The sequence below is a fragment of the Roseiflexus sp. RS-1 genome (assembly GCF_000016665.1).
In the GTDB taxonomy this organism is placed as follows: Bacteria; Chloroflexota; Chloroflexia; order Chloroflexales; family Roseiflexaceae; genus Roseiflexus.
Genome location: NC_009523.1, coordinates 1,744,725 through 1,764,355, shown reverse-complemented (window position 1 = coordinate 1,764,355; position 19,631 = coordinate 1,744,725). Strand labels below are relative to the sequence as shown.

The 19,631-nt window shown below is 56.7% G+C and carries 22 protein-coding genes and 1 pseudogene; 5 read left to right on the top strand and 18 right to left on the bottom strand.

The features are described 5' to 3' along the window. Window positions 1-234: 234 nt before the first annotated feature. The 17 genes from ROSERS_RS07510 to cmr1 all read right to left on the bottom strand — a co-directional run bounded on the left by ROSERS_RS07510 (window position 235) and on the right by cmr1 (window position 13,390). The gene (locus ROSERS_RS07510; protein ID WP_011956198.1) at window positions 235-636 is read right to left on the bottom strand and encodes a HEPN domain-containing protein; all 402 of its coding nucleotides are present in this window, start codon (window positions 634-636) and stop codon (window positions 235-237) included. Beyond that, window positions 623-970 (bottom strand): nucleotidyltransferase domain-containing protein, encoded by a 348-nt coding sequence (locus ROSERS_RS07505; RefSeq protein WP_011956197.1) that lies wholly within the window; start codon window positions 968-970, stop codon window positions 623-625. The genes ROSERS_RS07510 and ROSERS_RS07505 overlap by 14 nt, the downstream gene beginning before the upstream one ends. After that, window positions 967-1,386 carry a hypothetical protein gene (locus ROSERS_RS07500; protein ID WP_049767481.1) on the bottom strand — a complete coding sequence of 140 codons (420 nt, stop codon included), beginning with the start codon at window positions 1,384-1,386 and terminating at the stop codon, window positions 967-969. The genes ROSERS_RS07505 and ROSERS_RS07500 overlap by 4 nt, the downstream gene beginning before the upstream one ends. A 75-nt stretch (window positions 1,387-1,461) precedes the next feature. Continuing rightward, on the bottom strand, window positions 1,462-2,367 hold the full coding sequence (locus ROSERS_RS07495) for a Card1-like endonuclease domain-containing protein (protein WP_011956195.1): 906 nt from the start codon (window positions 2,365-2,367) through the stop codon (window positions 1,462-1,464). A gap of 32 nt (window positions 2,368-2,399) precedes the next feature. Then, window positions 2,400-3,356: a hypothetical protein gene (locus ROSERS_RS26420; RefSeq protein ID WP_011956194.1), complete on the bottom strand. Its 957-nt coding sequence runs from the start codon at window positions 3,354-3,356 to the stop codon at window positions 2,400-2,402. Between the two features lie 21 nt (window positions 3,357-3,377). Then, window positions 3,378-4,385: a CRISPR-associated protein Csx14 gene (locus ROSERS_RS07485; RefSeq protein ID WP_011956193.1), complete on the bottom strand. Its 1,008-nt coding sequence runs from the start codon at window positions 4,383-4,385 to the stop codon at window positions 3,378-3,380. After that, entirely contained in the window at window positions 4,385-4,834 is a 450-nt protein-coding gene (locus tag ROSERS_RS07480; RefSeq protein WP_198136365.1) for a PIN domain-containing protein, read from the bottom strand. The genes ROSERS_RS07485 and ROSERS_RS07480 overlap by 1 nt, the downstream gene beginning before the upstream one ends. A gap of 17 nt (window positions 4,835-4,851) precedes the next feature. Further along, window positions 4,852-5,166 (bottom strand): hypothetical protein, encoded by a 315-nt coding sequence (locus tag ROSERS_RS07475; RefSeq protein ID WP_232282789.1) that lies wholly within the window; start codon window positions 5,164-5,166, stop codon window positions 4,852-4,854. Between the two features lie 2 nt (window positions 5,167-5,168). Beyond that, on the bottom strand, window positions 5,169-6,161 hold the full coding sequence (locus ROSERS_RS07470) for an RAMP superfamily CRISPR-associated protein (protein WP_011956192.1): 993 nt from the start codon (window positions 6,159-6,161) through the stop codon (window positions 5,169-5,171). A 462-nt stretch (window positions 6,162-6,623) separates the two neighbouring features. Beyond that, the gene (locus tag ROSERS_RS07460) at window positions 6,624-7,508 is read right to left on the bottom strand and encodes an RAMP superfamily CRISPR-associated protein (protein ID WP_011956190.1); all 885 of its coding nucleotides are present in this window, start codon (window positions 7,506-7,508) and stop codon (window positions 6,624-6,626) included. Window positions 7,509-7,518: 10 nt separating this feature from the next. Then, window positions 7,519-8,322: a type III CRISPR-associated RAMP protein Csx7 gene (csx7, locus tag ROSERS_RS07455; RefSeq protein ID WP_011956189.1), complete on the bottom strand. Its 804-nt coding sequence runs from the start codon at window positions 8,320-8,322 to the stop codon at window positions 7,519-7,521. Beyond that, on the bottom strand, window positions 8,319-8,699 hold the full coding sequence (locus tag ROSERS_RS07450) for a hypothetical protein (protein WP_011956188.1): 381 nt from the start codon (window positions 8,697-8,699) through the stop codon (window positions 8,319-8,321). The genes csx7 and ROSERS_RS07450 overlap by 4 nt, the downstream gene beginning before the upstream one ends. 2 nt (window positions 8,700-8,701) lie before the next feature. After that, on the bottom strand, window positions 8,702-9,910 hold the full coding sequence (gene csx10 / locus ROSERS_RS07445; protein WP_011956187.1) for a type III-D CRISPR-associated RAMP protein Csx10: 1,209 nt from the start codon (window positions 9,908-9,910) through the stop codon (window positions 8,702-8,704). Next, the gene (locus tag ROSERS_RS07440) at window positions 9,888-10,559 is read right to left on the bottom strand and encodes an RAMP superfamily CRISPR-associated protein (protein WP_011956186.1); all 672 of its coding nucleotides are present in this window, start codon (window positions 10,557-10,559) and stop codon (window positions 9,888-9,890) included. The genes csx10 and ROSERS_RS07440 overlap by 23 nt, the downstream gene beginning before the upstream one ends. After that, on the bottom strand, window positions 10,559-12,202 hold the full coding sequence (locus ROSERS_RS07435; RefSeq protein WP_011956185.1) for a Cas10/Cmr2 second palm domain-containing protein: 1,644 nt from the start codon (window positions 12,200-12,202) through the stop codon (window positions 10,559-10,561). The genes ROSERS_RS07440 and ROSERS_RS07435 overlap by 1 nt, the downstream gene beginning before the upstream one ends. Window positions 12,203-12,686: 484 nt before the next feature. Further along, a complete protein-coding gene (locus ROSERS_RS26720; RefSeq protein ID WP_049767480.1) occupies window positions 12,687-13,121 on the bottom strand; it encodes a transposase in 435 nt (144 codons plus the stop codon). Next, window positions 13,070-13,390 carry a type III-B CRISPR module RAMP protein Cmr1 gene (cmr1, locus tag ROSERS_RS07425; RefSeq protein ID WP_198136364.1) on the bottom strand — a complete coding sequence of 107 codons (321 nt, stop codon included), beginning with the start codon at window positions 13,388-13,390 and terminating at the stop codon, window positions 13,070-13,072. Before cmr1 ends, ROSERS_RS26720 begins: the two co-directional genes overlap by 52 nt. Before the next feature lie 412 nt (window positions 13,391-13,802). Here cmr1 and ROSERS_RS07420 point away from each other — a divergent pair, with 412 nt between their 5' ends. The 4 genes and pseudogenes from ROSERS_RS07420 to ROSERS_RS07410 all read left to right on the top strand — a co-directional run bounded on the left by ROSERS_RS07420 (window position 13,803) and on the right by ROSERS_RS07410 (window position 18,554). Next, on the top strand, window positions 13,803-14,063 hold the full coding sequence (locus tag ROSERS_RS07420) for a type II toxin-antitoxin system HicB family antitoxin (protein ID WP_011956184.1): 261 nt from the start codon (window positions 13,803-13,805) through the stop codon (window positions 14,061-14,063). Next, window positions 14,060-14,249 (top strand): annotated as a pseudogene (locus ROSERS_RS27330) (type II toxin-antitoxin system HicA family toxin). The gene ROSERS_RS07420 and the pseudogene ROSERS_RS27330 overlap by 4 nt, the downstream one beginning before the upstream one ends. Before the next feature lie 208 nt (window positions 14,250-14,457). Beyond that, a complete protein-coding gene (locus tag ROSERS_RS07415) occupies window positions 14,458-17,631 on the top strand; it encodes an alpha-mannosidase (RefSeq protein ID WP_011956183.1) in 3,174 nt (1,057 codons plus the stop codon). Window positions 17,632-17,678: 47 nt separating this feature from the next. Next, the gene (locus ROSERS_RS07410) at window positions 17,679-18,554 is read left to right on the top strand and encodes an arginase family protein (protein ID WP_011956182.1); all 876 of its coding nucleotides are present in this window, start codon (window positions 17,679-17,681) and stop codon (window positions 18,552-18,554) included. A 3-nt stretch (window positions 18,555-18,557) separates the two neighbouring features. Here the strand turns inward: ROSERS_RS07410 and ROSERS_RS25920 are convergent, their stop codons facing one another. Beyond that, window positions 18,558-18,707 (bottom strand): hypothetical protein, encoded by a 150-nt coding sequence (locus ROSERS_RS25920; RefSeq protein ID WP_157041001.1) that lies wholly within the window; start codon window positions 18,705-18,707, stop codon window positions 18,558-18,560. Between ROSERS_RS25920 and ROSERS_RS07405 the strand changes: the two genes are divergently transcribed. Beyond that, the gene (locus tag ROSERS_RS07405; RefSeq protein WP_011956181.1) at window positions 18,695-19,480 is read left to right on the top strand and encodes a DUF4058 family protein; all 786 of its coding nucleotides are present in this window, start codon (window positions 18,695-18,697) and stop codon (window positions 19,478-19,480) included. The genes ROSERS_RS25920 and ROSERS_RS07405 overlap by 13 nt on opposite strands. The last annotated feature ends 151 nt before the right edge of the window (window positions 19,481-19,631 follow it).

The window sequence follows — 19,631 nt, the reverse complement described above, 5'->3', positions numbered from 1 at the left end:
TTGATGAAGTCTAGAGAATCAGGCTTCTTCAACTTTGCCGCCGCATTGCTCAGATGAATAACAGTAATCGGACTATCTATTATCGCATTATAGGCATGATCATTTGACCACTTTCGTGATCTGCCTATCGTATGTGCTTCAATATGCAAATTGCAGAATTTCCCCACATCATGCAGCAACGCTGCCACCTTCGCCAGCAGCAAAGCATTGCGATTATTTGCCAGCACTCGTAAGTTAATCGTTATGGGTTACATCTTGAACAAGTTGTTCCACTCGAGCAAGGATGTTCCTGGCTGTGGTCAAAGCCTCTTGAGCATCCTGAGCATCCGATAGTCCTTCCGGCAGCGCGCCGGGCAATGCATCGGGATAACGGGTAAGGATGTAAAAACGATCCAGCAACTGCACCTCGAACCTCTCTTCCACAAATGGATCGGGATCGAGCAATCCCAACAGATCTGCAAACCGATGCGTGCGCGGTGGCACTTTCCCCTGATGCGCCAGCAACCCCTTGATCGCTTTCTCAGCACACTGCTGGGAATGAAAACAGACCTGGTTGTACAAACCTTCTGTCATTGCCAGTTCAGCCATGCGCAGGTCTTGATGGGCAAAAAGGAGCCAGCGCTCACTTTCTTTCATAGAGCACCTTCCCTTTGGCTATGATCTCCTCGCGCACGAATGGACGTTCCCGGCTCAACTGAGCGAACTCTTCAGGGGTATAGACAAGAATATCCACGCCCACGCGGGGCTGCAAAAGATGCATGACCTCGCGAATGCGATCCAGGAATTTTTGCCTGCTCTCCTTGATAATCACCAGGTCAATATCAGACCACTCCCCTACCCGGCCCGAGGCCAGCGAACCAAACAGCAGGATGCGCTCAGGGTGATACACTTCCTGTAGTTGTTTGACATAGCGTGTCAGTTCCGCCTCTAAAAGCGCGTGGCGTTGTACCGCCTTCTCATCGGTGGTCATGCGTCATCTCCTGCATAATTGTGCCGCCACTCCAACCTCCAGCGGCGCTGCGGCTTATCCCGCCAGAGCCAGACCCATTCATGTTCACCAATAGCCTGGCGTTCCAACCCCGAATCGGATAACTGCTGGCGCAAAGCGGACAGACGAGCAGGCAATAAGTCCTGGGTCTTATCATAAAGCACAATGCCATCCAGGGCGATGTCCAATGCAAGCGGTGTAACCCGAGCAAACCATTCTGAGAAGGTATGCGCCAGGACATTGACCTGATGCCGCCAGGACTGAGGAAGCAGGGCAAGAATCTGTTGTTGGCGATGCCAGGGCGAATCAGGAAGGTTTTCGGCGATAAGCAGCAGATCCCAATCGCTATCCGGGTCGTCAAATGCCACAATGTGTTGCCCACATTCAAAGATAGCCATTCGCCAATCGGTGTGTTGTTGCATCTCTTCAGGCAGTACAATGAATAGGCGAAGGCAAAGCCTTTGTCTAACCGTTCACTCCCCCAAAGTACATCCAATAGCCTGCGCGATAGTTTTAGCCAAGTTCTGCTGATCGTTGTCAGACAGGTTTGTATCGCTAAAGCTGCTCAATACGATCACCGTTGTGCGTGTTGCCTCATAAACTGCTTGATGTTCGGGGTTCGGGTCATTACTCAGAGCGATGAACTTTCGCGTATACGTGCCGAGCAGCTCGCTCACCAGGTTCAATTGCTTCGCCGCATCCAGCGTGGTTGTCTTTCCTTGTGATTTGCACTCAATACGGGCAAATTGATTACCACAGCGCACAACAATGTCCAGATCTACCTGTGGTCGCCTATCACTTCCCAGGAACTTGATCCCTTGTTTTACCTCAGCCTGCGACAGTCTGGCCCGTATCGCATCGGCAACCGCCTGTTCAAAGGCACCGCCAATATCTTTCGAGGGACCTGCCTCCTGCCATTGCCCCTTGCCGATGTGGGCATCAAGAAATTGTTCGATGGTAATAAGCTCTGGTAAAAGGGTTTTCCCTTGCAAACGCAACTTTTGCTGGTTATCGTAACGGTACTCATAAAGAACGTTCTGAGTGCGCTCACTCTCAAGATAAACAACCAGTGCACCACGCTTCATTGCTACCTGATTTGCCGCCAGCACCATCGCTTTGGTACCGCCAGTAAGGTTAAAAATAAGGTCAGAGTTCTGCTGACTTGCCAGCTCTGCATCAAGCGCCTTGACCAGACTCTCAATATCGTAGGCATCACACCGGATTGAGTGACACTGGCCAATAACTGACTCAATGCGCTGTCTGACCTGATCGGTTTGTGGTGTGTAGATCAGCATTGTCTGATCGGGTTTAAGATGCAGCCATGGTAACAGGTTCGGCAGCGGCTGCGCACCGATAAGCTGGATGAGGGTTGTCATCATCGAATCTCCTGGGGATTGGTGAGAAGAGCCATTCAGTTCCACGACACCTCTTCTTTTTCCAACCAATCCTTGTTCTCCTCGGCTAGCTTCTCGATGGTCAATGTGACATCTCGCGCTTTCTGCAAAAGCTCCTGGTAAGGTCGGATCAGCTCCCATTGCGGACCGACGACATAGCCGCCTTCTGCCTCGGCAATGAGGCCTTGCTTCCACAATGGGGCCAGATACTCATTGCGGAGTGTCTCTTTTGAGGTCAGCCCCCGGCTCAAGTCCCAGTACTTATTTTGCAGGTAACTGTACAGGTCTTCCAGCGAAATTGGACCATTGTCATTCAGAACCTGAATGATGGTCTGACGAAGTCGGCCTAACGCCAGGGGCATCACCGGCAGGTCCACCCAGTAGCTGTTCTCGGCGGTGTAGCGCACGCACTTTTCGGCAGCCTCGTTCTCGGCCTGGACGTAGTAGAGACGGGCTATATCACCGGAAAGAGTGGCAGCTAATTCCAGCGCCAGATTGATCACATTATTGCCGCCGGTCAGGTTGGCCCACATCTCCTTGCCCTGCCCGCCCACGCTGGCCAGGGCGGCGACGACGCGGACCACCCGCTCGTAGGTGGTACTGATGTCACGGCGGTCTACTCTGCAACAGAAGATGGCGCCCTTCTTTCGCCCGCCACTGATGGCCGGCCATTCGCGGCGCAACAATTCGCGCAGGACCTCTTTCATCGGCCTTCCGGACTGTTGGGGACCCGTTGCGATTTCGCCCGGCGGGTTATTCACATAGTCAAAGGCCTTGGCCTCGCCGCTCAGCACCTCCAGCGTGGTGAACAGGACCAGCGCCTGCACATCGCCGACCCTCTCGCCGGCCCGGCGCTGGCGGACTTCGCCGGAGCGGGCGAAGAAGCGCCGGTCATCGGCGTTCCAGCGGTTATAACGGTGGGCCAGGTAGGTCAGTAGCCCGATGACGGTGCCTGGGGAGCGGCCCAGGCCCATGAGGTGGTAGGCACCTATGCTCTACCTCCTTCGCTCCAGGTAGCGCTCTACGGCTCGTCTGGCAGCTTCCAGTTGGCCAGAGGTGGTGGCCGTCGTTTCCAGGATCAGTTGCATCTGAAAATCCTTGCCCAAAGACTCAAAAACCCTTAGGCGATTGGGTGACTCCGCCTTGACCTTCGCCTCACCGGAGCGCCACTCGCCGCTTTGAGTCTGAGTGATAAAGGGAAAGCGGCTACAGAGTTCCCGCGCAAAGCGCTCCAGGCGATCGCGGTCGTGATGTTTGGCGATAGCAATTTTGCACTCTTCCTGACGTGCTGGGGGTAACCCCTCCACGCCTTCCAGAATAGTCAAAACGGCAGTTCCCAGCTTGGTAGGCCTTGCCTGAGAGTCCAACAAATTATTGGCTTGCAACAGAGTCTTTAAGGAGCGTTCAGGGGAAACTACACCTTTCAGTGCATCCCGGATATCTTCCAGCCACGGGAAGAGGCCGATGAAAGGCAGGTCTACCAGGCGTGGGCGGTCCTCCGGAGTCATCGTATTCAGAGGCGGATGTAGCTTCTGGATGAGATCTTCTTCCGGGAGATTGCGGAATTGGGCAATCTCGCCCTCCGCCTCCAACCACGGCGGCACCCAGATGTGAAACAGCCGTTCGGCGCCGTAGAACTGCACGGCCAGGGCCAGAAGCGCCGACATCGCTTTGCGGCCGCCAGCAATGCTCACGAAAAGTCGGTAGCCTGCATCGCGGTAGGTCTTCAGAATGCGGCATGTCTCCTGCATAAACTCTACGGCCGCCTCAGGGGTATCCACGTCTCCGTACTGGCCGATGGATACAGGCTCCACCCAGGTCAAGTTGTCGTGTTGAGGGAGATGAGTTGCCAGCAACTCATAGGCTTCGCGAACATCATGGTCTTCGGTTCTGAGCAAGATGACACCGTCCGGTCGGCAGTTCTGTTGGGTCAGCAAGTCCACGGCCTCGGTCACCACTGCTGGAGCAGTGCCCAGCGTTGCAATGAGTAGTTTCTTAGACATTATCCAAACCTCCGTACAAGCTCTGATGGCGATAGCACTTTGAGCCTGATAGTGAGCAACTGGCGTTGCTCGTTGTCCTGTGCGATCTGTGCCCAGTGTCCGTCAGAAGTGACCAACCACCCCCGATAAGCAATACCCGTCCCGATGATAAGGGCATCAGGTAAAGCATTTCTTCCTAAAGGAGAACGGAATGCCTTCATAATCTTGAAAGCCCATTTCTGAGCGGTTTCAGAGCAAGGAACGAGACGAAGACCGTATGCTTGCTCTAACGCATGAATGCTCCTCACTTCTCTATCGATATCAGCATTGCGTCGGTTTTGAGAGCTATAAAGTTCCATGAGACTGATCTGGGAGACAAGAATACCACCACAATTGGAAGCTACGACTACAGCGTCAGCAGCTTCCGCTTCACCTCGGAGATAAGCAATGAGAACGCTGGTATCAAACACAAACCTCATTCTTGGTCCTACTCCCGAAGCGAACCACGGACGGTACGTATACGCAAAAGCCAACCAACGTAGCCAGATGTCTTCTTCTGGCTGTTTTCAGGGAGACGTTTGAGGGCCGACAAATTCGACCGAATCGCCTGAGCTATCAGTTTGTTATCCCTTTGCACGGCCGGGCGAAGGGTAGGATCTTCGCCTAATCGCTCGGCATAAGCCACTGCACGATCCAGACCCTGTCGTTCAGCCATTTGCATCCAGCGCATCCACTCGTTACGCGAAACCTCAGGCAGTTTACTGGCAATCTGTTCAGCAAGTTGGATGTGGTTGTCTAACATTATCAGTACACCTCCTTGGGGCAAGGCTCATTTTTGGGTTTGGCTTCCTGAAGGAAGCTTTCCCAGGCTTTCTGATCCAGCAGACTGCCCACATTCTTAAGCCACTGGCGTAGCTGTGCAGTCAAGCCATCCAGAAGTCGGCCTCTCTGGACAAGAGAGCCCAGGGGGTCTGTTGCATCCACCAGGTAGATATCCTGTGGAACAAACCGCACGCTCCCGAGGCAACGCGGTTTTGCTCCTCCTAGTTTGATGGGAAAGGCCTGATCCACCTCGTCCGGTCTCTGAGGATGAGGACCGAGGCCCAAGGCGTGCAACAAGGCCCCCATTTCCGCCTCCTCCAGGTTCTCAAAGACCAGGGTGGTCTCAAAGCGGCTTCCTTTAGACACCACCTCCAGGTAGCGGTGGCTCTTTTTGGGTCGCATATCCAGGCTCTGGAAGCGCCTGCTCTGATAGAACTTGCGCCCTTTGCTCTGTCGCGGCGGCCATAGATCGGAGATTTTGATGCGGGTGGTCTGTATCTGGTCTATTGGGGTTGCATCAGTGAAGTGCACCCGACCACGGTAGCCTGTGACACCGAAGAGCCGGCAGGCCGGACAAAGCACTGCCTGCTGTTCCTCTCCTTTTTTGATTCCCTGGCAGGCCTGGTGAGACCCTGGCATTCGTTCATCACGCCCTCGCTGTGAGACGCACGAGTTCGTAAGGGCCTCGTACACCCCGCGCACGGCCCCCTTGATCCCTGTGCCGGGAATGACTAGCTGACCATTCCGTCGGGCAAAAGCATAATAGGCGTATTCCAGCTTCTCTCCAGGTGGCGTGAAAAGGTCCAGGATGCCGCTCCCCACGTAGAGGTACTGGGAAAGCACTTCTATCTGGAACACAATCCGCCCGCTCAGGCCGGAAAAGCGTTCGTGCAGGTGGGGTCTTCCTTTTGGCGGCTTTGCCTTATCTAGCGCCACCCAGAAGAAGGGTTTGGGTCCAGGTTGCTGTGGGCTCATTGATCGCCTCCATTCCCAGGTATCAGTGCCCGAGGACTAAGAAAAACAGGAATTCCATCACGGTAATACACCATTCCCCGCCAACACCCTTCCTGCCCCACCCCAGGGTAAGCCGAGAAGGACGGGCGTAACCGGCGGTCATCCAGGGATTGAAGGAAGAAGATCTGTTCCTCGCCCTCCCACTCTTCCGAGAGAGGGGTTAATCCGGCGACGGGCGTCTTTGTGAGTAGAAGGCCTCGATACTCAGCTCCCTCTCGCCACCAGCGCAGTTCGCCTTGAGGTCCGAAAAGCGATCCGGTCTCCAACCAGTCTTGAGGAATACCATTACCCATACGAAAGGTGAGAGGGTCAGCAACCCAGTGGTATAGAGGATTGCCAAGTACAGCAGACTGGCCTTGCAGAATGTCTGGTGAACCATTCAAAGAATGGACATAAACTTGCTGGCGTTCCATATCTTCTCTTCTAGCCTGCTTGCAAGGCATTCATAGCTACACTGGCAATAGATTGCCACCCCTGGCCATCGTATACTCGCCGCTGATAGAGCCCTAAGTTCAGGCTTTGAGCGGGTGCGGGCAACCCGTTCAATCGAATTGGTGCATAAAGACCATACCGATCTTGCTCCTCCTTGGCAACGAAGGCAGCAAGACCTCGCAGAGTATTCGGGTCGTCCTGGAATCCAGCCTCCTCCACTTGAGCTTCCATAACGGTCACCACCACCTCGCCAAACCCACGGTTCTTACCAAAGCCTACCTTAACCAGCCCATTGTTCATACTCTCCAGAGCCAACACCAGAAGACCTAGCTGCCAGAGTTCGTAATTTTCCAGGAAGAGGTGTCCAATGAAGGCACCATCTACTACAACTTCCATCTCAAAAGGCCCCTGGGCCACGGCATGGCTCAGCCGGGAGATGGCCACTCCATACCGGATTTCGGTTTTGATTTCAGTAGCCGGCAAGAGGTCGGTGAACGCGGCCCGGCCCTTGAGGCGAGTATGGCCGAAGATCCGGCACGCGCCACAGGATTGACGGTAGACGACCGCACTGTCTTCTACTTTCTCCAGACGCTTTGCACAACTCTCTCGCTCATCCGGAAACGTAGGACAGGCCCAGTGCCAGGAGTCCGTTCGACCGAGCGTGCGCAGCACCTTTTCAGTGAAACCTCGTACCACACCCTTCAGAGAAGAGCCGGGGATGTAGACTGTCTCCCCCTTTTCAGGATGGTAGGTACGGACGAACTGCATGTCCGGCAGCGTGGGATCCGCCGACAGCCCGCCCGCCTTGATGAGCAGAGAACCACGTGGACGGATCTCCAAAGTCAGGCGTAAGGCGTTGTAGCGTGTCTTATGCATGCCAGCCTCCCTATCTCAACCGTTCCTGCAAAGCCTGTAAGAACGGAGCTGGTTCAACAGGCTGGGTTTTCCCCTGAATCAGGTAGTCTACTAAATTCTGCTGGTTTACCTGGGTCAGCCGAATCTCGCGGAGCGCTCCCCAGCCCGGCCCGCGGGTGACTTTGCCACCCAGGGAAAGTGCTCCTTCCTCCCACGGGCGGAGCACAGCTAGGAGAAAGCCCACCTCCCAGTCCTCCAGATTCTCACCCAAGATCTCAACACCGAAACGGGCGCCGGGTACTACCGTTTCAAAGTCGTACTTGATGTTTGAGCGAGCGGCCCCCAGGTCCCTATCAATACCCACACCGTCCCGAATCTGGGTGACCACGGGCAAGTCATCGGCGTTGACCAAATAGGCATCCTTGAAGGCCAGCCGACCGGCAAACCAGGGAGAACCGAAGAGGCGGCAGGCGGTACAACTTTCTTTCCAGACCGATTCAGCAAAGATAATGTCGGCTTGCTGGCGGTTTTGCTGCTCGGCCTGCTGCCAGAGTTCTGCTTTGCGACCGCCCGACACACAAGGATCGGCGAAAGGGTCACAGGCCCACAGGTCCGGCCTGCGGTTAACCGTGCGCAGAATCCGCTCCGCCTGGGTTCGCACAGCGCCCTTGATGGACGAACCGGGAATGAAGGGCAGGCCATCAGGGCTTTTCACCACCGGCAAATCGGTACCCGTCGGTTCCAGGGAGAGGCGAGCCCCTACAGAGAGCGCTGTCTGCATTTCGAGTGTAGCCTGCACTTGCAGGCGGCTGCGAAACGTGTCAAAAATGCTCATCGGGTTACCTCCCTGCCTTTCGTGTCCCAGGTATGCCAGCGCACAGCATAACCCAGAACCCGAGAAACCAGAGCCAGATGGACGGCCCCGGCATCTACTCCAGCCACCTGAGTGACCAAACCTTTTGCTTTCCTCTGGAGATCCCCCAGATGTTGAATCGCGCTTTCGGCCCACGCCTTGTCTATTTCGCCACGAGCAGCCTGATAGCGGATGAAGAGTTCCAGTGCCTTCCAGGAGTCGCTGCTCTCGGCAACGTCCTGGATGTTGCGCAGTTGGCGTCTCTTGTCACCACTTAGACTCTTGGTTAGCTCGTGAGCCATCTGTACCAGCTCATCATCTTGCTTTTCAATTGCGTGGCGAATACGAGGGGGTAGCATTCTCATCTTTCCTGTATCTCCTGATGAAATGGATGACAGATCAGACATTCGCCGAAACTCTCGTCGCAACGTTCACCGATGCCCTGAGTCTCCATCGAATCCAGAGCGGCAATCAATTCCTCCAACCCGCCGTTCCAGCGGAAGACATAGACGCTACCCATGCGGACGGCCAGATTTGTAGACTTGGGCAATCCCCAGGTTTCAGCCCACCCCCCGGCGAAATCGGGCCGGGCCTGATACCAGATCGGTGTAAGTGCTTGGCCGTTGAGACTCAGCGAGAGAACCAGGGTGGGCACTCCAACAGGATCGCGCAAGATGGCCGGAGAGAGAAGATCTACGGAAAAGTACAGCCCCTCCGGTTCTGATGGGAGGTCACCATCGTTGACGGACAAAGTGCGCAAATCGGCCCACAGCCTTTTCAGAGTCTCATTGAAGGCCTTCACCCGCTCCCGCAAAGAAGGCAACCGGACCTCAGCTTCCTCTACCCGGATGCGTCCGTAGCCTCGAGTGTGCAGGGCACCGATAGCCGCGCCGTTCACGGCCCGGCACAGGTCATTTACCGCTTTCTCATCGCCGTATACCCGCCCCAGAAAGACCAAAGGAGCCTCATTGGCTGAACCGTCAGGACTTGACGACCGAGGGCTGAGCGCAGAGGCGGTATAGAGCATCCCTTCGGTCGAAGCGCGGCGGTGGCGGCTCAAGGACACCTTCGTCTGAGCATGATATTGTAAGCGCGTACGAACATAGTGAGATCGGCCGCCGTTCTGGTACACGGTATAAAAACTCGATACCGGTTCCATGCGGCTTCCACATGTGAGACACGTGATGCCAAAGGGCGCTGCAAAGAGGGCACCACGTTCCTGCAACAGAACATATGCCAGGTGAGGCAAGAGAGTGTCAACAATCCCATGACCGCGCCGCTGGGGGTAAGTTTCGCTGTGAAATCCTCCTTCCCGTTTGCATGTCAGAGCAGTAAGCGGCAGAGGAAGCGCATAGCCCATACTCCGCCATTCTGTGGTAGGAAAGAAATTACCTATCCGAATTGATTGCACTTTGGGCAGGATCTCCGTTTCGCCCTGAATTAGAAGTCGCTCAACCCAGGAGCCTCGCAGCAGGCGACCAGGGATAAAGGGAAGGCTCGTAAGAAACTGCGAACCAGCCCGTACCTCACCGATGATCAAGGGCTCTTCAGGTTTGATTTTCAACCACATGCTTGCCTTCGCTCCACAGATGGGCATATTGCTCTATAAGGCTGTTTTCCACCTGCTCATCATCGATCCTGGACTCTACCCGCATCTTGTCTCTCTCCAGCCATCCCAGACCACGAGTACGACCCGCGCCGATAGCAAACCCTGACCGGGCTGCAAGGACAATCAGGGCTGTCGCCTGCCGTGCCAACTCGGTATCGGCAAAGTCACCCTCAATAGTTGCAACCACCTCTCCCGGCTGCGGGTCTGTAGTCTCCAGAAAAAAGAGACGCTGGGGCAGAGCCGCTCGCCGGCTGCGGCTGATGCTTACTCCACTTCGCTCCATGATGTCTGGTTTCTGGACAAATTGGCCGTCCCGAAAACGCAGTGGCGAGGTATGGCGCGGGTTACCGAAGATCTGACAGACCATGCAAAGATTCTTCTCTGAACACATCGTCATCGGGGTAGGAGGCAAGCAGACCCTCTGTGCCCAAGTTCGCAACAGAGTCTCGGCACAATCTCGTAGAAAGCCCTTGATCGTTGTGGCTGGAAGCACTGGTACTCCTTCAGTGCTTAGAGCTAGAGTCTTGTCTACTCCCAATCGTCGGCGGTTACCGGTCGTATGAAATGAAGTTGCCAATGGGAAACGAATAGTTATTTTGACATGGCTCATTAGACTGACTCCTCAGAAATTTCCTCAACATCGGGGCGCGTAGCGCGTAGTTCGGTCAATTCTAGAACATCAAGGAGAGCAGTACGCCACTTTCCAGTAGATTTATCAAACGCCCACAGCGGCGCCGGTAGCTTTGTCATGCCTCGGACGAATGCGAGATCTCCCAGAGCTTGCAAAAAGTTCTGGAATATGTGACGTTCCCCTTCTTTACGGCGAGCAATATCGTAGTAAATGGTGTTGAGGGAAACAAAAAGTCCTTTTTCCAGAGCTCCAGCCCAGCGATGACGGAGGCTACGTGGCATTTTAGTGGCCTGCTCCATCAGGACTACCAAGGACCCGGCTTCCTCCAATGTATAGGGCCGGCCCGTAAGGACCACGTTCTGGCGAGGCTCGTAGTACGATAGCAACGGATCTGCCGATTCGGCTGCTACTGGACTGGGAAGCCAGAGGAAGTTGATTGTACTACAAGGGTTTTGTGGATCCTCCTTGGCCCTTCTTTTGGCCTTTTTCAGCATATCTTCGGCCAGTTTTTCCAGATAACGAATGGGATACTTGGAATCTGCCACAGCAATGCCGACAGAAGCGGTGATTTTCCAATCTGCCAGCCTTTCTAACCCATCTCTCAATTCCTGGTTGGCTTTCTGCTCAAACCGATCCAGGAACTCGACCGCTACTTCCCAGGCATAGCCGGACTGGATGAGCAGGGTCACATCATCACCGCCGATGTGGACAATCTCAAAGGGCCAGTAATCGGCATCACGGAGGGCCTGTCCGCAGACTTTTCTAAGGGCCTCAAAGAGCGCCTCTTCTGCCGCACGGCGCAGGATCTTTGACAGACCTCGCAATTCCTTCTCATCACTTACGCGCTGTAACAGCCCGCCGATGTCATTGCCGTCTGCATAGAGGAAAGCCAGGTACTGGTGACCGCGAGCACTCTGGACTAAATGGTCTAGATCAACCGGGTGATGTGCGGAAATGGTTAGTTCCTTGGATCCCGCCCATTGCTTAAAGCGGTTATTGAACTGCCCTCCCCCCTTGCCTGCTTCATAGCGGATCCAACAGACTAGACACAACCGCTTCTCTTCTCCCTCTGGCGAGCGCCATAACCGGGCTGCTACCCGCTTGCCGCATAGGTCACAACGCAGGCCAAAAGGCGGGGCTTCCCAGAAAGGAGCTCGGGTTTTTTGAGCTTTGGCCTCTCGCAGTTGGCCGGCCAGGAAGGCTATCCGTCGGGCAAATGGCTTGGGGGAGGTCTTGTTGTTGCCGTCCTGGACCAGGTATGCTTGCCAGAGGCGCTGAGCCCATGAATTTGTGGGGGATGTATCGGGAGAATCGGGAGGCAGGTTTTGCTCGTAGACTACTGTCAATGTAGCAGCACCTGTTTTTTCCAAGCATACCCTTTCTATTTCTTGTTTCGCTTCTTTGACCTGATTTTTAGGGATAGCGAAAAGGAAACTACCACCAGAACAGTATATTTCACTCTCTTCCAGATATTTTAGCTTCTCTTTAATCTCTTCCTCGCACTCTACCAACAATTGACTGCCACCACGGATTTGAGGTAGTGACGAGGTTTCAAAGACATAGTTTTTGATAGCATCGATATCACCGTGGAGCAAAACGGTGGACATTTCTGGCTGGTTCATTTCTTTCTCCGAATTGTTGATGAGTGAGATCTGTTCTATATTACAGACTTATGTTTCGACACGACAAATCTTCAGCGTTTTTCTCCGGGTCTGTGAGAGCGTGATCAAAAACTAAAACCTCGGATAGAGCCTATTCAGGAGCATTGCAATAGAACCAAGATAAAGAAAGGCTTTGCTTAATTCTGGGTTGCGGTTGTATTCCTTGCTCGCCAACCGATTGCGTCCCGCCCACGCAATCGAGCGTTCCACCACCCAGCGCTTCGGAATAACCGCACATCCCGTTTGTCCGGGCGGTTTTTCAATACTATTCAGGCGTATCGTCCTGTTGCATCCTTTCATCTAACCCTTTTTTTACCCCTCATCCACGCGAATCTCGCGCATCCGGGGAAATGATTGATGATGCGCGGCGAGAAGCCACTCGGCGCCTTCGGTATCCGAAATATCGGCGGGATGTACCAACACGCGCACCAAGAACCCATTGGCGTCAACCCAGCATTGCCGTTTGCGCCCGTTGACCTTTTTTTACCCCATCGTCGCCGCGCTCTCCGCCTGCTTCGGTCGTTTTGACGGATTGGGAGTCCAGGACGCTGATGGACGGCTCCGGATCGCGATCAAGCGCTTGTCGCGCCAGTTTCCGCAGCGTATCATTGATGTTGATACAGGTTCCATCACGATTCCATTTGTCGAAAGAGGAGCGAACCGAACGCATCGGCGGAACATCGTTCGGAAGCATGCGCCATTGGCAACCGGTGCGATTTTTGGAGAGCAGCGCGTTGACGATCGCGCGGCGATCGATGTCGGTCGGGCGGCCGCCGTTGGGCGACGGGGTGATGACGAGTGGCGCGATGGCGGCCCATTGCGCATCGGTCAGATCGGTCGCATCCTTGGTTGGATAGGATCGACGTGCACGTCGTGGCATATGAGATTGCTCCTTATCAGAACGGCATGGTCGCCATCATGATACCACAAATCCGGTTTTCTGATCTCCCTCTTAGACTTGCGATACTTTTCTTCATCAAAGGTGCAGCGGTGCTCCGTCGGATCGCACGCATACCCGCCCAGTCCGCGCACCAGCACTTCATACCACCAGCGCAGCGAACCGATCAGCCCCGTCTCGTGCAGGCGGTCGCAGGTCTGATCCACACCGCCGGTCCATAAGGGGGTCAAGGTTTTGAGTGTGATGTGCATAGCCTGTTCCCTCATATGCAATTCCTGTATCAACAAGACTTCTCCCGCTATCACGCAGGCTGTTGTCATGCCGGTTCAGCACATGATTTTCCGTATCGGCGCGGGCAATTAAACGCTCAAACATGGTTTTTGACTATCCTACACAATTCTGGACGGCAACGCAAGTATGTTCTTTCTTGCGCGTTGTTGTACGTTCTCACTACTCACTCCCGTCCCTCCTGCGCATCTGCGAACGTGACGGGCATGTCGGGTCCGAAAGCTTTCTTTATCACCTTCCAGAAATGCGGCTGCACAGGCGTATCCGCTTGCGTTTCCTCTAACCATCGGCTACAATAAAAATGCCTCATTTCAGGAACTGGCCAGACGCGCCAGCAACGCGACCGCATCTACAAACCAGATCAGGAGAAATACCGTGGCTGCCAGAACAATCTACAAACTGCCTCTGCTCTTTGAACCACAGACAGAAGGCGGATATACTGTAACCTGTCCTATCCTGCCTGAGCTGATTACCGAGGGTGATACTGTTGCCGAAGCGCTGGACAATGTCGCCGACGCCCTGCGCGCGATTGTTGAAGCCTATGAAGATCTGGGGCGTCCGCTACCTTCCGTCTTACGCCAGGCCGCCTTTGACCAACAAACTCCTTTCTGGATCGAAACAGCAGTCGGGGCATGAGATACCACGAGGTTGCTCGCAAACTGCGCGCTCTGGGCTGCCAAGAGTTGCCCCGACACAGCGGCGGTTCGCATCGCAAATGGCACAACCCTGCCGGACTGGGGTGGCAAAGACCTCAAGATGGGCACTATACGACATATCGTACGTCAATTGGGTCTTGATTGGGAAGATTTCAAACGCACATAGACCTCCGCCGTCCGACAATGCTCCACGAACTGCTTCTGCCAGTCTGGTTCCACCTCTCGCACCCGCACGCTGCAACACAGTAGCCAGTCGCCATCTCCAGCGTGATGCCCGCTTTGAACTGCAAAATCCCTTTCTGTTTGCGATCGAATGCGACCATATACTCATGGTATGATACATACCGTTCGTTCTAGCCCGAGGACCTGTTGCCATGCTCTTCTTCACCGTCGAAAAACTGAAGGCGCGTCTGGAGGAGATGCGCGCCGCTATCATCCGCGATACCCGCCCGATCACCAATGTGTGGACCTGCCCGGCGCCCGGCACGCCACCCGATAACGCAATGTCCCCGCCGCCGCCTCCCGATGATCCATCCTGGCGTCCGTTGAAGGTCGGTGAACGCTGGGGCGGCGACCCGCAGAGCCCCGATAAGCCGGATGAACCGCTTCCATGGGGCATGCCGGTCGATGGCGGGCATACCCACTGGCTGCGCACGACCCTGCGCGTCCCGGAAGAATGGCGCGGACGCCAGGTGCAGGTTCGGCTGCGCTGGTCTGAGGAAGGGCACGCTGGCATCGAGGGCATTCTCTACCTCGACGGGCGCGCGCTCGCCGGGATTGATGAGCCGCACCCGGCTGCGCTGATCCCCGAAAGCGCGCACGAGGGGGAACACGAGGCGCTGATCCGCTGCTATACGCCCTACCCCCGTCCGTTTGGCGGGCTGGAATTGCAACTGCGCGACGAAATCATCGGTCGCCTGACTGCTGTGATGTACGCGGTGCTCGATGCCATCTCCACCTACCGCGAGAGCGACCCGGAAAAGCACGCCCTGCTCGACCGGATCAATCGCGCGTATAACCTGCTCGACCTGCGCGAGGGGTGGCAGAGTGAACGCTTCGCCATTTCGGCTGGCGCGGCGCTGACCTTTCTGCGCGAGACGCTGACGGCCAACCTGGAGCCGGGACAACGCCCAACCATCCTGGCAACCGGCCACGCGCATATGGATGTCGCCTGGCTCTGGCCCCTGTGGCGCACCCGCCAGAAGATTGCGCATACGGTTGCAACCGCGCTGCACCTGATGGAACGCTACCCGGAGTATCACTTTAGCATGAGCCAGCCGCAAACCTATTCGTTCCTCAAGCAGGACGATCCGGAATTGTATGAGCGGTTGTGCCAGCGCGTCGCTGAAGGACGGTTCGAACCGGTCGGCGCAATGTGGCTTGAACCGGATTGCAATGTGACCGGCGGCGAATCGCTGGTGCGCCAGGTGATCCACGGCATGCGCTTCTTCGAGGGTGAGTTCGGTCTTATTGAGCACGTTATCTGGTTGCCGGATGTGTTCGGCTACTCGGCGGCGCTGCCGCAGATCATGCGTCTGGCGGGTATTTCGTGCTTTATGACGACCAAAATCAGCTGGAACCAGTTCAACCGCATGCCCTGCGATACCTTCCGCTGGCGCGGGATCGATGGCTCCGAGGTGCTGGCGCATTTCGTGACGGCAACGTCCGCGCCGCTGAAGCCAAACCCGACCGAGGCGCAGTTCTATACCTACAACGGGAGCATGCTTCCGTCTGAGGTCTTCGGAACGTGGAACCACTACCGCCAGAAGGACATCAATGACGAAGTGCTCTACATTTATGGACACGGTGATGGCGGCGGCGGTCCGACCGAGGAGATGCTCGAACTGGCGCGGGTCATGTCCGACCTGCCGGGTTTCCCGGTTGTGCGCCCCGGTCGCGTCGAGCAGTACTTCCAGCGCCTGCGGCAGCGCGTCTGGAACAATCCCCGGCTGCCGGTGTGGGTCGGCGAGCTGTACCTGGAGTATCACCGTGGCACCTACACCAGTCAGGCGCGCACCAAGCAGAACAACCGTCAGGCGGAACTCCTGCTGCGCGAAGCCGAATGGCTCAATGCCTGGGCCGTCACGCAGGGAGCGATCAACCGCCAGGCGGACCTCGACGCTGCCTGGCGCACAGTGCTGCTCAATCAGTTCCACGATATTTTGCCCGGAAGTTCAGTGCCGCTGGTGTATGTCGAGAGTGAACGTCAGTTTGCCGAGGTGCGCGAAACGGTCGAGACGGTGCGCCACGCTGCGATTACCGACCTGACCGAGAGTGACGGGAACGGCGCTACGCCACGCCTGGCAGTGTTCAACAGCCTGGCGTGGGATCGCACCGAATGCGTCGCCATTCCGCTCGATGACCGCCCCCGACCGGCGGTTGCCGGCGTGACGCAGACGGTCGAGCACCTTGATGGGACACGCGCGCTGCTGGTGGAAGCGTCCGTGCCGGCATTCGGGTACACTGCCATCGACAAAGTCTCCCGCCCGACTCCGCCCGCCCGTTTCACTGTTCGTCGCGAGTATCTGGCGTCCGATGAGTTTCGCATCGAGTTCGATACGCACGGCGAAATCGGATCGCTCTATGATGCCCGGTATGAGCGCGAAATCATCGCCGAAGGCGCCACCGGCAACCAGCTTGTCCTGTACGAAGACCGCCCGATGTTCTGGGATGCCTGGGATATCGATCCGTTCTATCTCGAAAAACCGTACCCGATTCACGACATCAGCGAATGGCGTGTCGTTGAAGAAGGACCGCTGCGCGCCACGGTCGAAATCGTGCGGCGCTTCGGCAAGAGTACGATCCGGCAGCGGATCAGTCTGTGGCGCAACAGTCGCCGGATCGACTTCGATACAGAGGTGGACTGGCAGGAACGGCAGAACCTGTTGCGTGTGCTGTTCCCGCTGCGGCTCAACGCAACCCGCGCCACCTGCGAAATCCAGTTCGGCGCAGTCGAACGCCCAACCCACCGCAACACCAGCTGGGATTGGGCGCGCTTCGAGGTGTGTGCGCATCGCTGGGTCGATCTCAGCGAGGGCGGGTATGGCGTGGCGCTGATGAACAACGGCAAATATGGTCACAGTCTGCTCCACAACACCCTGGGCATATCACTGCTCAAATCGGCAGTCATTCCCGATCCGCAGGCCGACCGCGGGGTGCATCGCTTTATGTACAGCCTGCTGCCGCACGCTGGCGACTGGCGCGAAGCGCAGGTCACCCGCCGCGCGTATGAACTGAATGCCCCGCTGCGCCCCGTGACGGTCATGGGTGAGGTTCCTGCCGAAGGGCGATCATTCCTGCGCGTCGAAAGTGATCATGTCGTGGTTGAAACGATCAAAACCGCCGACGATGGTGATGGATTGATCGTGCGTATGTATGAAGCGCATAACCAGCGTGGTCAGGTGCGCCTCGACTTCGGGCGACCGGTGGAGTCGGCGGTAGAGGTCGATCTGCTGGAACGCGAGACCGGACCGGTGACTGTGGACGGTCAGACGGTGCAGTGCAACGTGCGTCCGTTCGAGATCAAGACGATTCGTGTACGACTATAGGGGCAGGTCTGAGACCTGCCTGCGAGGACACCAGTTCAGAAAGGCCTATGAAAACCCACGCTCTCACCGCGCTCCAGGTCATCGGCGTGCGGTATCGCGGCAGCAAGCCAGCCGAAGGCGATGAGCGCGCGCTCGACGCTTACGCCGCTTCCGGCGTCTACTCAACCGCCGGCGTACCGGTCACCATCAGTGAACCGCAGATGCCGGAGGCGCAGCGCAGCGATGATGAACCATCGAACCTGGGATGGATCTGCCGCGCTATCGCCGATGACGTTGCCGCAGCGCGTACCATCGGTCGCGCGCCGCTGATCGTCGGCGGCGATTGCACCCATGCCGTCGGCGTCATCGCCGGGCTGCAACGCTCCTGCGGACCGCACACGCGCATCGGGCTGGTCTGGTTCGATGCGCACGGCGACTACAACACGCCATGCACGACCCTCTCAGGAATGCTGGGAGGAATGCCGGTGGCGGTGTGCGCCGGGCTGGCGCTGCCACAGTGGCGCGATCTGGCAGGGATGACCGCACCGTTGCCAACCGACCGTATCCTGCTTGTCGATGGGCGCAACCTCGACCCGCCTGAAGAGCAGTTGATCCGCGCCACTGAAACCGCCATTGTCGATCTGAACGATTTCGCCGGTCCCCTGGCGGCGCTTGCGACAACCTGCGATCTGCTCTACCTCCACGTCGACTCCGACATCCTCGACGCTGCGCTTGTGCCCAACCACGCCACCCGTGAGCCGCACGGACCGGGACTGACTGACGTGAGCGTGGCAATCGAGGCGGTCATGGCGACTGGCAAAGTTGGCGCGTTTGCGGTCGTTTCTGTGTACGGCGCCGGTCCTGGCAGCGCCATCAGTGTTGCATCAGGCACAGCGCTCATTCGCGCCGGTCTTGAGGCGTGGGCGCGGTATGGGATGATATAGACATCACCACTCGCCAGCACACGCAACACGGTACGATACCGCCTGAGCCGCCGGGTACGCATAGCCCCATCCGATGATCTGGCGCAGATGCGAGAGATCGTGCGCCTGCATCCGTGCTACAATACCCGCAGGAGGGGCGTATGCAATCACCATTCCCAGGCATGGATCCGTATCTCGAATCGGCAGCGATCTGGCCCGATGTGCATGCCGGGCTGATTGCTGCCATGCGACGGCAACTCCAGCCTCGTCTCAGCCCACGGTACGTGGCCGTCATCGTACCTTACACAGCATTCGAGACTATCGATGTCAACCTTTCCCGGTTTCTCGTTCCCGACATCGCCATCATCGAGCATGAGCAACAGAGCAGCGTGACCGCCACAACCGTCGCGCCAGCGCCGGTGGTTGGCGCGCTGGACGTTGAGATCGAAACGCGCTATAGCCGCCTCGAAGTGCGCACGGTGAGAGACGAAACGGTTGTCACGGCGATAGAACTTCTCTCTCCGGCGAACAAACGCACAGGCATCGATGCAGCCGATGCATATGAACGCAAACGTCGGGAGATCATCCGCAGCCCGGTACATCTGATCGAAATCGATCTGCTGCGTGGCGGGCAACGGCCCTCGCTGGCAACACCCTGGCCCTCAACACCATATGTTATTATGCTCAGTCGCGCCGATCAGCGCCCGCGTGTGGAAATCTGGCCCGTTCAATTACAGGACCCGCTGCCCGTCGTGCCGGTTCCGCTCCGTGATCCCGATCCCGACGTTCCGCTTGATCTGGGTGCAGCGCTGAACGAAGCGTATGCCGAAGGACGGTACGACCTGCGCATTGACTACCGCGAGCCGCCTCCACCGCCACCGCTCTCTCCGGTTGACGAGGCATGGCTGACCAGACGCCTTGTCGCTGTCGGTCTACGGCAAGCCTGAACCTGGCGCGCCTATTCCAACTCAGGCGCGCTACCGTCCAGAGTGCAGTGATCGTACCGCTGTCTGCAAGAAACGTGAAACCATCGAACACTCGTCCTGGCACATCTGCGTAATCTCGAAGATTGCGCCGAAACATGTATCGCCAGCCAGA